The 14,225-nt window shown below is 42.5% G+C and carries 13 protein-coding genes; 5 read left to right on the top strand and 8 right to left on the bottom strand.

All coding sequences use genetic code 11. From position 1 onward, the window contains the following. The first annotated feature begins 110 nt into the window (after positions 1-110). Entirely contained in the window at positions 111-428 is a 318-nt protein-coding gene (locus tag HMPREF2991_RS06560) for a DUF960 domain-containing protein (protein WP_070683713.1), read from the top strand. 50 nt (positions 429-478) lie between these two features. Here HMPREF2991_RS06560 and HMPREF2991_RS06555 read toward each other — a convergent pair whose 3' ends face one another. The 7 genes from HMPREF2991_RS06555 to HMPREF2991_RS06525 form a co-directional block, all read right to left on the bottom strand. Continuing rightward, positions 479-1,762, bottom strand: coding sequence for a hypothetical protein (locus tag HMPREF2991_RS06555; RefSeq protein ID WP_070683711.1), 1,284 nt, complete (start codon positions 1,760-1,762; stop codon positions 479-481). Continuing rightward, positions 1,755-2,576 carry a 2-amino-4-hydroxy-6-hydroxymethyldihydropteridine diphosphokinase gene (gene folK / locus HMPREF2991_RS06550; protein WP_070567712.1) on the bottom strand — a complete coding sequence of 274 codons (822 nt, stop codon included), beginning with the start codon at positions 2,574-2,576 and terminating at the stop codon, positions 1,755-1,757. The genes HMPREF2991_RS06555 and folK overlap by 8 nt, the downstream gene beginning before the upstream one ends. A gap of 158 nt (positions 2,577-2,734) precedes the next feature. Then, positions 2,735-3,289 (bottom strand): GTP cyclohydrolase I FolE, encoded by a 555-nt coding sequence (gene folE / locus HMPREF2991_RS06545; protein WP_000380930.1) that lies wholly within the window; start codon positions 3,287-3,289, stop codon positions 2,735-2,737. Next, the gene (locus HMPREF2991_RS06540) at positions 3,270-4,592 is read right to left on the bottom strand and encodes a bifunctional folylpolyglutamate synthase/dihydrofolate synthase (protein ID WP_001002331.1); all 1,323 of its coding nucleotides are present in this window, start codon (positions 4,590-4,592) and stop codon (positions 3,270-3,272) included. Before HMPREF2991_RS06540 ends, folE begins: the two co-directional genes overlap by 20 nt. 1 nt (position 4,593) lies before the next feature. Further along, a complete protein-coding gene (gene folP / locus HMPREF2991_RS06535; RefSeq protein ID WP_070683709.1) occupies positions 4,594-5,580 on the bottom strand; it encodes a dihydropteroate synthase in 987 nt (328 codons plus the stop codon). Between the two features lie 76 nt (positions 5,581-5,656). After that, a complete protein-coding gene (locus tag HMPREF2991_RS06530; protein WP_000653642.1) occupies positions 5,657-6,364 on the bottom strand; it encodes a CPBP family intramembrane glutamic endopeptidase in 708 nt (235 codons plus the stop codon). Positions 6,365-6,418: 54 nt separating this feature from the next. Beyond that, positions 6,419-7,837 (bottom strand): NCS2 family permease, encoded by a 1,419-nt coding sequence (locus HMPREF2991_RS06525; protein WP_000359241.1) that lies wholly within the window; start codon positions 7,835-7,837, stop codon positions 6,419-6,421. Positions 7,838-8,024: 187 nt separating this feature from the next. On the opposite strand from HMPREF2991_RS06525, the gene HMPREF2991_RS06520 reads away from it, so the two are divergent. The 4 genes from HMPREF2991_RS06520 to HMPREF2991_RS06505 all read left to right on the top strand — a co-directional run bounded on the left by HMPREF2991_RS06520 (position 8,025) and on the right by HMPREF2991_RS06505 (position 11,924). Continuing rightward, positions 8,025-8,837, top strand: coding sequence for a Cof-type HAD-IIB family hydrolase (locus HMPREF2991_RS06520; RefSeq protein WP_000162337.1), 813 nt, complete (start codon positions 8,025-8,027; stop codon positions 8,835-8,837). A gap of 283 nt (positions 8,838-9,120) precedes the next feature. Further along, a complete protein-coding gene (locus tag HMPREF2991_RS06515) occupies positions 9,121-10,110 on the top strand; it encodes a PTS sugar transporter subunit IIB (RefSeq protein WP_000021984.1) in 990 nt (329 codons plus the stop codon). Between the two features lie 75 nt (positions 10,111-10,185). Further along, a complete protein-coding gene (locus HMPREF2991_RS06510; protein WP_001280321.1) occupies positions 10,186-10,998 on the top strand; it encodes a PTS mannose/fructose/sorbose transporter subunit IIC in 813 nt (270 codons plus the stop codon). A 14-nt stretch (positions 10,999-11,012) separates the two neighbouring features. After that, positions 11,013-11,924: a PTS system mannose/fructose/sorbose family transporter subunit IID gene (locus HMPREF2991_RS06505; RefSeq protein WP_000818322.1), complete on the top strand. Its 912-nt coding sequence runs from the start codon at positions 11,013-11,015 to the stop codon at positions 11,922-11,924. Positions 11,925-11,983: 59 nt separating this feature from the next. Here the strand turns inward: HMPREF2991_RS06505 and HMPREF2991_RS06500 are convergent, their stop codons facing one another. Beyond that, positions 11,984-14,212, bottom strand: coding sequence for an HAD-IC family P-type ATPase (locus HMPREF2991_RS06500; RefSeq protein WP_070567708.1), 2,229 nt, complete (start codon positions 14,210-14,212; stop codon positions 11,984-11,986). Positions 14,213-14,225: the final 13 nt, after the last annotated feature.

Below are 14,225 nucleotides of genomic sequence, written 5' to 3'. Positions count from 1 at the left end.
AAACTTTGAAAAAATTTCACAGTTTATTCCCATTTTGAAAAAGCGAGTAGGATTTCTTGATTTTTAAGACATTTTGCTGTATGATAAGGAAAATAAAGGGGGAGGAAAACATGGCTTTTACAAATACACAGAGACGATCCGCTAGTTTTGGTGTCGTGACCAGCTTGCCTGATGATGTCATTGACTCTTTATGGTATATTATTGATCATTTCCTGAAAAATGTCTTTGAATTAGAAGAAGAACTTGAGTTTCAACTGCTCAACAATAAGGGGACCATCACCTTCCATTTTTCTAGCCAGCACCTTCCGACTAGCATCGATTTTGATTTCAATCATACTTTCGATCCGCTTTATCCTCCTAGGGTCCTTGTTTTAGACCTAGACGGCAGAGAAACCATCCTCCTTCCAGAAGAAAATGACCTATTTTAAAAACTCTAGCTTCTCGGCGCAAACTGCTGAGGAACTAGAGTTTTCTTTTTCTAATAAATGGATCGACTAACAACTAGACCATTGGGTTTTGTATACTCTAAATCAAGGTAATCCTGATAAGTCCCTGGCACAATGAAACCTTGGGGACTCAATATATCAGTCCCAGCTTTTCCTACGATAGAGTCTGCCAGCAAGACACAATTGGTACTGAGAACAAAGTAGGTCTTAAACTCGGATGAGCTGAATTTATAGAGGGTCGCATCTGCTTCCTCTTTCAGTTGGTAGGAGTAGGTATGCTTGACCTCTCCCTCTCTTCTTTTCATCAACTGCGAACTTGGTTCCCAAGGAATTAACAGGTCTTCTATCTCTGCTAGGCGAGCTTGGATAGCTGTCTTCTGTTGGTCCGTCAAACTCAGACCATAAGCAAACAAGGTCTTCTGACTTTCCCTCTTGCATAGTTCGATGTATTTTTCCCGATTGGCCTTAAACAAAACACCGTCTCCAACCATGCCGAATAAACGCTCCGAGTGGGGATCATAGGAACCATAGGAAATAACCTCCCCTTGATAACAAATATCCACATGTCCCATAGCAAGGAAGAAAGAGGTTTCTGAGGTATGGACAAAAATTTCCAGATCAACCGTCTGGTCGTTTTTTCTTTCTGAATGAACTTCCCCTTCTTGGCTTTCATGATTTGCCAGCCACTCATTTAGTTTGCGCAAGGTACTAATAGGGATCAGCGCTGTCACAAAGATCGGCAGAGTCATTCGCATACGTCGTTTCAGCTTGGGATTGTTTTCTATCTTTTCAAAAAAGAAACCGTCCCGGAGGCTACTGGCTCCTAGCATGAGCAAGTAAAACCCAAGCAAGAGCAATTCAAAATTCGCTGCATCGTGAAAAGGAGAGATGCTATAAAGCCCGAATCCTATCATCCATACAGCATCGAAGAGATGATGGAGCCGAGGATGAATGGCATTTTTTCGATAGAGAGACCAAGTCACAAGACTAATGATGCCCGTAAACAGCTGGTAGCTCGCAATGATAAAAACCAGGAGATAGAGGGCAAGGTCTTGCAAGATGATAGAGTCAAACACCAGAGCCGCTACCACCAGCTTGCCCAAGGTTACAAAGATATTTTCCCGACGTTTTTTATCTTGAAACCAGCGAGTCAACAAGTGCCAAACTGCTGACAAGGAAAAGTAGCCCATCAGCAACTGGTACCCCATTCGCGGAATAACTTGTCCAAAACGAATCAAGAGAAGCCCTAAAACAATAGCAAGTAGTCCCTCCCCGATACTCTTCCACTTGCTATAGGTCTCGGAAAGCTTAGGCATTTCCTTGCTCCAACTGGTCAACCAAGTACCGAATTGGTTGCTTTAGGATTGGATGGATAAAATGGGGAGCTATTTCCACTAACGGCTCAAGGACAAAGAGGCGTTCTGCTATATAAGGATGAGGCAAGATGAGCTCGTCTGTATAGATGACTTGGTCTTCTACAAAAAGCAGGTCCAAATCAATCAAACGAGGCCCCCAATGCACTTCTCTCACCCGCCCCATTTCTGACTCGATGGCTAATAATGTTTCTAACAAGACTGATGCTGGCAACCAGGTTTCTACTTCAATCACCTGATTGGCAAAGCTATCCTGCTCCACACCACCCCAAGGCTCCGTCGTCAAGACACTGGACTCTTTGAGAATATAGATGCCTCGAGCTCGCAGGTTGTCAATAGCTTGTTCCAAGTTTGCTTGCTTATCTCCCATATTACTTCCTAGGGCGATAAAGGCCCGTTGCTTACGACGGTGAATGGTCACCGAGCAGGTATCCAATGGTAAATGCACTGGAGCCCACGGTTTTTTTAGTTCCAACTCAATCTCTTGGACAAGAGGATAGGTCTCAAAGGTACGTTCAACGAGTTTGTAAGCTACCGTTTCAATCAAATCCTCAGTGCTTTCCTGAAACCAAGTCGTCCACTGCTGACACAATTCTCCGTAATGGATAGATGCTGTTAAATCCAAGTCTGTCGCCGCCTTGGTCATATCATAGGATAAGCTTGCGGAAATAACAAACTTCTGCCCCAATTCTTTCTCACTTGGAAAAAGACCATGATAGGCAAAAATTTCCAAATCTTTAATCTGCAGTTGATCCATAACTAGTCCTTTCTAGAAAAATCCGCATGAAGCGGATTCTTTTTATACTCAATGAAAATCAAAGTGCAAACTAGGAAGCTAGCCGCAGGCTGCTCAAAACACCGTTTTGAGGTTGCAGATGGAAGCTGACGTGGTTTGAATTTGATTTTCGAAGAGTATTATAGTCCCATTAAACGATAAGCCTGGTCTCGGAGGTCTTTATCTGTTTCAAATACACCTCGCGCTACTGTCGTCAAAGTCGCAGTACCTGGTTTTCTGACACCACGCATGCTCATACACATATGCTCGGCCTCAATGACAACAAAGGCTCCTTTAGCCCCCAGATAGTCCATCAAGGCATCGGCCACTTCAATATTTAACCGTTCTTGAATCTGTGGTTTTTTAGAATAAATTTCAACCGTACGGGCTAGCTTAGACAAGCCTGCCACCCGACCATCTGGAATATAGGCAATGTGCGCTCTCCCATAAAAAGGCAAGAAGTGGTGTTCACACATAGTGTGGAAAAAAATATCCTTTTCCACTACCATATTATCATCAATAATCTCAAAGGATTTTGACAGGTGTTCCTCAGCAGTTTGGCCAAGGCCTGAAAAAATCTCTTGGTACATACGGGCTACACGAGCAGGTGTTTCCTGCAAGCCCTCGCGGTTAGCGTCCTCACCAACAGCCTCGATAATCATTTTTACAGCCGTTTCAATCTTTTGTGTATCCATTCTCGTTCTTCCTCTCCATCAGATAGGCTCTCACTTGGCTCAAGAAATACAAGGAACCCGTGACAATCCTAACTGTTTGTTTCTCTTCATTTTTATCTGTCAATTTCTGCTCTAGAAAATCCTGCCAACTTTGGTAATTGAGATTTCTAGACTTGGCTGTCTCTTTCAGCACGCTTTTATCAGTCGCCCGACTATCGTCAAAATGGGTTAAAGTCAATTGACTATCTGGCACCGTTTCTAGCAAATCCAACATATCTTCCAAGGCCTTGGTTCTGATACAGGTAAAGAGGATTTCCTTATGATAATCCGCAAAGCGTTCTTGCAAGGTTGCTAGTAAAGCCCTGATAGCATGGGGATTATGGGCCCCATCCAAAATCATCATAGGTTCGCTAGACACGACCTCCAAACGCCCTGGCCATCTGGTTTCCTCCAAGGCTTGAGCAAGCAAGTCATTGCTAGCTAATTCTCGCCCAATCTCTTGGCAATAAATGTCTAGAAGAGCAAGTGCCATCCCTGCATTTTCTATCTGGTGCAAGCCTAGCAGGCCTGTTTGAAAGCGACCTTGTCTGACAGAACTAGTATAATCAAAGATTTCACCCGTCACCACACTCTTTTGATGACTGACCTGGTAATCTTTCCCATAGGCAAGTCTCGATGCATTTTTATCTTCTGCAATGGAGTCAATCACAGCCAAGGCTTCAGGAACAATATGACCTGTCACTAATGGAATGCCTTGTTTGATAATACCAGCCTTCTGCTCTGCTATGGATTCCAAGGTGTCACCAAGTAGGGCCACATGATCCAGTCCAATAGTCGTAATTCCTGTTAAAATTGGCTGACAGACATTAGTACTATCCAGAAGGCCACCCATACCGACTTCCATGATGGCCACATCTACTAGCTCTGAGGCAAAGTAATCATAGGCTATAGCTGTAATTATCTCAAACTCGGTTGTTCCCTGCAAATTATCAGCAGATTCCCCCTCAAGCAAAGACTGATAGTCTGCCATGAGGGCTTCTAGCCTAGTTTCTGGGATGGATTCCCCATTAATGCTAATCTGATCCGTATAATGAATAAGATAGGGCGAGCTGAACACCCCAACTCTCAGCCCTAGGTTTTCCAGCATCTTTTTCAAAAAAGCAATGGTAGACCCCTTGCCGTTGGTCCCTCCGATATGGATGACCTTGAGTTTGAGCTGGGGATTGCCTCGCAGAGCTAGGAGTTCTACCATGCGTTCCAAGCCAAAATGTGGTTGGTCCGTCCGGTAGTGGGCAATCCACTGATTGTTTTCAATTTCGTTCATCTTACTTATATTGTTTTAAATCTAGATTTTCCGCATCATCTGCCAAACGAATAGCAGAGGCAATTTCAACTGCCACCCTATGACTGGCTACATCGTGCACGCGCACCACTTCGACACCCTGTCTCGCAGCGATACTGGTCACATGAGCCGAAGCCGTGTCCCGATTACGGAAACCAAGTTCTGTCTCAGGATTGACTTCAAAACCATTTTCCTCCAAGATATTGATGACAAATCGCTTGCGCGAAACTCCAAGAAAAATCGGATAGCCTTGCTGGTGTAGTTTATCCAGATCCCGTAGAAGGAGCAGATTTTCCTTCTTGGTCAAACCAAAGCCAATCCCTGGATCCAGCAAGATATTTTCTCTTGCTATCCCAGCTTGATTCGCTCTCGCTAGAGCTCGATCAAAGAAAGTCTTCATCAAGTCTTCGATTGGCATTTTTTCAAAGTCAGCTAACTCTTTCTCTGTAAAAGCTTGCCCAAAACCAAAATGAGGAAATATGAGCGAACTAGGGTGCTGAGGTCGAGCCATGACTGGATTAAACATGATAACCACTTTCGCTCCAGCCTTAGCAACCACATCCGCCATTTTCTCATCTCCCATGAGACCAGTGATATCATTGACCAAATTGGCACCAGCTTTCAAAGCAGTCTCTGCCACCTGACTTTTCCAAGTATCGATGGAAATGAGAACATCACTTTCCTCACGGATAGCTTTAATCACTGGAACAACACGCTGGATTTCCTCTTCTATCCCAACATAGCTACTGCCCGGCCGAGTTGCCGGCCGAGTTGATTCTCCACCGATATCTAGCATGCTCGCTCCTTCTGCTATCAATTTACGAGCCTGCTGGAGTGCCTGCTCAAGAGCAAAAAACTGACCACCATCTGAAAAGGAATCTGGCGTCACATTGATAATTCCACAAATGGCTGTTTTTTCGCGGTTGACTTTATTGGACATAACGGTTACTCCCTTAAGGTTCTCTACCATATTATCTCTCTATTTTACCATAAAAAGAAAAAAGATGGACACTTTAGTATTCATCTTTTCCAAGTAGGCCAATGGTTTAGAATGATAGACCTAGATTTCTACTAATCAATACCAATAAGGCCAACAAACAAAATGCAATACCATTGAGAATCATATGAAGCAAAATGGACATCTCCAAACGCTCAGTCTTATAGGCTGTCCAAGTCAAAACCGTTGACATTCCTCCATAAATAATCACGGAAGGTAGATTGGTTGGCATATGGAGCAAGGCAAAGACGATTGCACCAACAACAAAACCAAGTTTTTCTTTTCCACGGAAGATCTTTTTTGGAATAATCCCACGACACAAAATTTCTTCACAAATCGGCGCAATCAAGACTAGTAGGAAGAAAGTTGAAATCAAAGAGCTATTCTGAACCAAACCATTCAGTATTGATTGGTTGTTGGTTGTTGCCTCATTTGTTAGTCGAAGCAGGAGTGAACCCAAGAGATTTGTCGCAAAAATCACCAGATAACTCAGTACCAAGCGAGCCAAGTCTTTTGCCTTAAAAAAGGATAGATTAAAAGTAGCAAGTTGTGTTTTTCGTGCACCAATAATGAATACAATCAAAACGACTATGGATAAAGCACCTACTAAGAGCCCTGACTGTAAAATCGGAAACTGTTTGTTTGCTAAAAACAAGGCAAGTCCTATAGGAAATTGAGATAGAACAAAAGCTACCAAAAGGATGAGCACCCATTTCCCTCTGTTCAAAACCTCTTGCCAAATCGTCTTATCTTTCATGATGTACCTCCTTATAATTAAAAAGGGGATACTCCCCTTTTTCTATTATACCATTTATAGCGCCATACTGATATAGTTAAGGATAAACAAGGCATCCAAAATCCAAATCATCACGTGCACATCCTTGGCTTGACCTTTGACAACTTTTGTCAAAGTGTATGTCAAGAAACCAACAGCAATCCCTTGTGTGATAGAGTAGCTGAATCCCATAAAGATAGATGTGAAGAAGGCAGGAACCGCTTCAGCCATATCATCCCAAGGGATATTTTTCAAGTTAGAAAGCATCATGATTCCGACGATGATCAAAATTGGTGCTGTTGCAGCTGTCGGAACAATCGCTAGAAGTGGGCTAAAGAAGCTAGATAGAGCAAAACAGATCGCAACCACTAGGGCTGTCAAACCAGTACGTCCACCAGCACCGATACCAGCCGCAGATTCAACATAGGTCGTAACGTTTGAAGTACCTGCAATGGCACCTACCGAAGTTGCCACCAAGTCAGAGTATAGAGCCTTGTCCAATTTAGCGGACTCATGGTTTTCCCCACTTGTCGCAACAATACCAACTTTTTCACCAGTACCGATAAGAGTACCGATTGTATCAAAAATATCCGTTAGTGAGAAGGCAAGAATAGCCATCAAGGTTTCTGGTAAACGCGAAGTGTTTGAAATCAAAGATCCTAAACCTTCTGAACCAAGAGCAGCACCAAACAAAGTTCCTAAATCATTAACCGCTGCTGAAAGATTGTTGCTAGCAAAGTCAATCCCTGATAATTTGACAACACCAACAGCAATGGCAAGCACAGTCGTTGTTAAAATAGAAAGAATGATTCCACCCTTGATGCCTTTAACAACAAAGAAAATGGTAATAGCCAAACCTGCAAGAGCCACCAATACGGCTGGAGTATTGAAGTCTACCAATCCTGGAACAGCTGCGGAGTTTGCAGTAAGTGCAGCTTGAGCCTTGTCTGCTCCTTCACCTGCTACCGTATAAGTACCTGGATCGATTGAGAATTTCAAGAGACCAGCATTCTTAATTCCAACATAGGCAAGGAAAACACCAATACCAGCCGAAATAGCTGAACGAAGTGTTGTTGGAATAGATTCGATGATCATTTTACGAACATTTGTTAAGGTAATAATCAGTGAAATAATTCCACAAATGAAGACCATACCAAGAGCCTCTTTCCAAGTATAGCCCATCCCAAATACAACTGTAAATGTAAAGAAGGCATTTAGTCCCATACCTGGTGCTTGTGCGTACGGCAAATTAGCATAGAAAGCCATCATCAAAGTACCTACTACAGAACCGATAATCGTTGCCAAGAACACACCTTGAACAGGCATACCCGTTTGGGAAAGCATTTGAGGGTTTACAAAGAGAATATAACTCATTGCAAAGAATGTTGTTAAACCAGCAAGCACCTCTGTACGGACATCTGTCCCGTGCTCTTTTAGTTTAAATAGTTTGTCCATCTTTAATCTCCTTTTGTTTTTTACGAACAATATTAGTATTATATCATTTATCATTCACCTTTTCAATATGTTTGTTTGATTTATTTAATAAATCAAAGCAACTGTAGTTTTTGTTCTTATCTGCTTTTCTTCCTTCTTTTTGATATAATAGTAGACATCTTATCTGGAAACGACTAGGAAGGTTTATATGACTAAAAAAATTATCGCAGTCGATTTGGACGGAACCCTGCTAAATAATGAAAGCAAGCTCTCCGATTTCACCAAAGAGACGATCAAAAAAATTTCAGAAAAAGGACACCATGTCATCATCACGACAGGCCGTCCGTATCGTATGGCAAAAGACTTCTATCGTGAGCTAGAATTGCATACTCCCATGATTAACTTTAACGGCTCCCTTACCCATCTACCAGGACAGACTTGGGAGCATGAAAAGTGCCTGACCTTGGACAAAAAATACCTCCTAGACATGGTCAAGCGCACGGAGGACATCCAGGCTGATTTTATTGCGGGAGAATATCGAAAAAAATTCTATATCACGACACCGAATGAAGAAATTGCAGATCCTAAACTATTTGGCGTAGAGAACTTCCGGCCAGAAAATCAATTCAAACCTGAACGAGTAACCAAAGATCCCAACTGCATCCTCTTGCAAACAAGGGCTGAAGACAAATACGCTTTAGCGGACGAGATGAATCGTTTTTATCAGCACCAACTAGCTATCAATACCTGGGGCGGGCCCCTCAACATCCTCGAGTGTACTCCCAAGGGTGTAAACAAGGCTTTTGCTCTAGAGTACTTGCTCAATGTGATGAATCGTGATAAAAAAGACTTAATCGCCTTTGGTGATGAGCATAATGACACTGAAATGTTGGCATTTGCAGGCAAGGGATATGCTATGAAAAACGCCAATCCTGCTCTTCTTCCATATGCAGACGAACAACTTCCTCTGACCAACGAAGAAGATGGAGTTGCCCGCGCTTTACAAAATTTATTCTTATAAAAGGGAAGATTGCATGGTCGCAATCTTTCCTTTTTGTTTTCATTTTATTTTCACTAAAGCGGCTTATTTTCTGTATTTTTATATTAAATTTTCTATTACCATTTTCATTTATCTCTCAAAAAACATTGATATATTAATATTTTTAAAAAGTCATTCTATGAAAACTTTTACATCTTTTTAGAAAAAGTAGTTGATTTTTATATGAAAACGGTTTATACTTAAAGTTAGGCTTAAAGTTTTCTTAAACATACAGTCAAACATTTTATAAGGAGGAATGACAATAATGAGTATCGGAATCATTATTGCGAGCCACGGCGAATTTGCTGCGGGTATTCATCAGTCAGGATCTATGATCTTTGGTGAACAAGAAAAGGTTCAAGTTGTAACCTTTATGCCAAATGAAGGTCCAGATGACCTTTACGCTAAATTCAACAACGCTGTGGCTGCATTTGACGCAGAAGATGAGGTTCTAGTATTGGCTGACCTTTGGAGTGGATCTCCATTCAACCAAGCTAGCCGCGTAATGGGAGAAAATCCAGAACGTAAGTTTGCCATCATCACAGGACTGAACTTGCCGATGTTGATCCAAGCCTACACAGAGCGCCTTATGGACGCGAATGCAGGTGTGGATAAAGTCGCTGCGAATATCATTAAAGAAGCCAAAGATGGCATCAAGGCTCTTCCAGAAGAGCTTAACCCAGTTGAGGAAGTTGCAACTGCTGCAGCTGCTCCAGTTTCACAAGCTGCTATTCCAGAAGGAACAGTTATCGGTGACGGTAAACTGAAAATCAACCTTGCTCGTCTAGACACTCGTCTCCTTCACGGTCAGGTTGCCACTGCTTGGACTCCAGATTCAAAAGCAGATCGTATCATCGTTGCTTCAGACAACGTTGCAAACGACGAGTTGCGTAAAGAATTGATCAAACAAGCAGCTCCTAATGGAGTAAAAGCCAACGTTGTCCCAATCCAGAAATTGATCGACGTTGCAAAAGACCCACGTTTCGGAGAAACTCATGCCCTTATCTTGTTTGAAACTCCACAAGATGCACTTCGTGCTATCGAAGGTGGCGTGCCAATCAAGACCCTTAACGTTGGTTCTATGGCTCACTCAACAGGTAAAACAATGATTAACAACGTTTTGTCTATGGACAAAGAAGACGTTGCAACCTTTGAAAAATTGCGTGACCTCGGTGTTGAATTTGACGTACGTAAAGTACCAAACGACACGAAAAAAGATTTGTTTGACTTGATTAAGAAAGCAAATGTTCAATAATGTTAATCTGTTTCTATCATTTTTGAAAACAGGATTAAATACTTTATTAAAACTAAATAGAAAAGGAATAAAACCATGTCAGATATTTCAATCATTTCTGCTATCTTGGTTGTAGTTGTTGCCTTCCTTGCAGGTCTTGAAGGTATCCTCGACCAATTCCAATTCCATCAACCAATCGTCGCATGTACCCTTATCGGACTTGCAACTGGTAACCTCGAAGCAGGTGTTATGCTTGGTGGATCTCTTCAAATGATCGCCCTTGGTTGGGCAAACATCGGAGCTGCCGTAGCTCCTGACGCTGCTCTTGCATCTGTTGCTGCAGCAATCATCTTGATCAAAGGTGGTAACTTTACTACTGAAGGTATCGCCGTTGCTACGGCAACAGCTATTCCTCTTGCCGTAGCTGGACTTTTCTTGACTATGATTGTTCGTACAATCTCAGTTGCCTTGGTTCACACTGCTGACGCTGCTGCTAAAGAAGGAAATATTGCGGCTGTTGAACGTGCTCACTTTGTTGCACTTCTTCTTCAAGGTCTTCGTATTGCAATCCCTGCTGCCTTCCTTATCGCTATCCCTGCTTCTGCCGTTCAAGATGCTCTCAAATTGATGCCAGACTGGTTGAACGGTGGTATGGCTGTCGGTGGTGCTATGGTCGTTGCCGTTGGTTACGCTATGGTTATCAACATGATGGCAACTCGTGAAGTATGGCCATTCTTCGCTATCGGTTTTGCTCTTGCAGCAATCTCTCAATTGACTTTGATTGCCCTTGGTGTCATCGGTGTTGCCCTTGCCTTCATCTACCTTAACCTTACAAAACAAGGTGGAAACGGTGGCGGCGGAGCTGCAACTTCTAACGACCCAATCGGTGATATCCTAGAAGACTACTAGAAAGGGGAACAATCATGGCTGAAAAAATTCAATTATCAAAATCAGATCGTCAAAAAGTTTGGTGGCGTTCACAATTCCTTCAAGGTTCTTGGAACTACGAACGTATGCAAAACTTGGGTTGGGCTTACTCATTGATCCCAGCTATCAAAAAATTGTACACTAAAAAAGAAGACCAAGCGGCTGCTCTTGAGCGCCACCTTGAATTCTTCAACACTCACCCATACGTCGCTGCTCCAATCATGGGGGTTACTCTTGCACTTGAAGAAGAGCGCGCTAACGGTGTTGAAATCGACGACGCGGCTATCCAAGGGGTTAAAATCGGTATGATGGGACCTCTTGCTGGTATCGGTGACCCAGTATTCTGGTTTACAGTTCGTCCTATCCTTGGAGCTCTTGGTGCATCACTTGCTGCATCTGGTAACCTTGTTGGTCCACTTCTCTTCTTCTTCGGATGGAATGCTATCCGTATGGCCTTCCTATGGTACACACAAGAGTTCGGTTACAAAGCTGGATCTGAGATCACTAAAGACATGTCTGGTGGTATCTTGAAAGACATCACTAAAGGTGCTTCTATCCTTGGTATGTTCATCCTTGCCGTTCTTGTACAACGTTGGGTATCCATCAACTTCACTATCAACCTTCCAGGCAAACAATTGTCAGAAGGTGCCTACATCAACTTCCCAGAAGGTCCTGTTACAGGAGCTGAGTTGAAGGGCATTCTTGGTCAAGCGCTTAGTGGTATGAGCCTAGATAGAGTTCAACCACAAACGCTTCAAGGTCAGTTGGACTCATTGATTCCAGGATTGATGGGACTTCTCCTTACTTTCCTTTGCATGTGGTTGCTTAAGAAAAAAGTATCTCCAATCACAATCATCCTTGCCCTCTTTGCAGTTGGTATCGCAGCTCGTTTCTTCGGTATCATGTAATCTCGGTGAGAATATATAAACAAAAAAGAATCAGGATTAAACCTGATTCTTTTTATGTATCAACTTTTTCTCCTAGTAAGATAATGAAAGCACCCAATCACCACTGCTAGTATGGCAACATAGAGTAGCTGTTTGGCTTCTAAAGGCACAAAAGCTCCCTGTAGGATAAAAGTATTGGCAAGTACACCAACAAGGGCTGCAAGGCTCAAAAACGTGAGCAAAAGCATCTTGTATCGATTAAAAGGCAAGCTGACCTTGGCAACTAGACACAGACCATTGATCAGGGCAAGGAGGAAGCAAATAAATTTGACCTGACCTGGGACAGTGATAAAGAAATTGGTCAAAAGAACACTAGCAACCAGAACGCCACCACCAATCGCCGCGTTGGTTAGGATATCTCTCATAAAGTGAGTGCTAACCTTTTCTTTATTGGACTCAAAAGTCAGGAAGAAGGATGGAATCCCAATCGTAATGGCTGAAATGATTGTAAACTGAATGGGGATAAAGGCAAATTCCAAACCAAATACCACACTCAAAATGGCAAAAACGATGGAGAAGAAGGTCTTTGTTAGAAAAAGAGAGGCTACCTTTTGGATGTTGTTAATGACCCGGCGTCCTTCCATCAAGATATCATAAAATACTGCAAAGTCATCTGTGAGAAAAACAATATTGGAGACGCTTTTTGCTGCACTGGTGGCTCCATTCATAGCAAAACTAATATCTGCTTTTTTGAGAGCCAGAACATCATTGACACCATCACCACTCATGGCGACTGTTTTCCCAGCATTCTGCAAAACGGTCACCATCTTTTCTTTCTGCTCTGGTGTCACGCGACCAAAGATATCATGCTCCAAAACCACTCTTTCAAAGTTCTCATCACTCACCTTGGTCATATCAATCGCACGGGCTTCTTCTTTAAAACCTGCCTTACGAGCAACCCCATATACAGCCACATGATTATCTCCACTGATAATCTTTACTTCCACTCCCTGAGACTCGAAATAGTCAAAGGTTTCCTTGGTATTATCCTTAATCTCATCTGACAGAACGACGTTACCTAGTAATTCCATATTGGCTGGGGTAGTAATCTGGTCCTTGCTATGAGCGAGTGTCAAGATTCGAAAACCTTGCTGTTTTAGATGTTCATAGTAAGGATCCATCGGCTGGGTAAAGCCTAGAAATTCATAAGCACCGAAGAAATAGGTCCCACCCTCTTTTACTTGGACAAAGGAATACTTGTTTTTACTTGAAAAGGCACCAACTTCTTGAACTTCCCATTTTTTCTCACACATTAAGTACGTCTTCAGAGCTCGGGAAGTTGCATTTTCATCCTCGAAATAAGCTAGATAAGAAGATAGTTTCTCTGCTAGCTTATCATCTATTTCTTGGACCTTCATATTACCAGTCGTGATCGTCCCCGTTTTATCAAAACAAAGAACATCTACACGCGCCAAGGTCTCTACACAGTATAGTTCCTGCACTAGAACCTTCTTTTTAACCAACTTCATGGCTGCTACCGCTAGGGAGACGCTAACCAAGAGAATCAAACCCTCTGGAATCATGCCGACCAAGGCACCTGAACTTCCTAAAACAATCTCAACATAAGACCGTCCTAGACTAAAACCTCTGATATAGAGCAGAATGGCAACTGGCACCAGCAAGATCGAGACGATTTTTAAAATCTTATCCATGTAATCGCGTAGTTGAGAAGGGTATTTTTTGAATTCCTTGCTGGATTTTGCGAGTTTGTTGATATAACTATCCTGCCCCACAGCCGTCGCCGTGACCAGACAAGTACCGCTAACGACATTGCTTCCGCTCATCAGCTGGTCACCAACCGTTTTAAAGACTGAATCACTCTCACCAGTCAGCAAGGACTCATCAACTTCAATATTCCCTTCAAGAACTTCTGCATCGACAGGCACCTGATCACCCAGATTGAGATGCAGATACTCACCCAGAACGATGTCCTCTGGATCAATCTCGATTGTTTGACCATCTCGATTGACTTTGTACTTACTTTTACCAAGCAAACTTAGCTTTTCTAAGGCATTTTTTGAACGCACTTCTTGGAAAATCCCAATGGCTGTATTGATAGCAATCACACCTAAAAAGAGCATATTTTCAAATCGCAAGGTTGTGGCTACCAGAACTGCCAGAGCCAAGTTCATAGCATTAAAAAAGGTAAAGATATTTGAAAAAATGATTTCCTTGGTTGTTTTATAAGGTTTAATGTCACTGATATTTCGTTGACGATCCTTGATGTCTTGGCTGCTTAAATACTTCATTTCTACTCCGATA

Source organism: Streptococcus sp. HMSC072D07, from assembly GCF_001814835.1.
Classification (GTDB): domain Bacteria; phylum Bacillota; class Bacilli; order Lactobacillales; family Streptococcaceae; genus Streptococcus.
The sequence above is the reverse complement of the archived record's forward strand: the minus strand, read 5'-3'. Positions and strand labels throughout refer to the sequence as shown.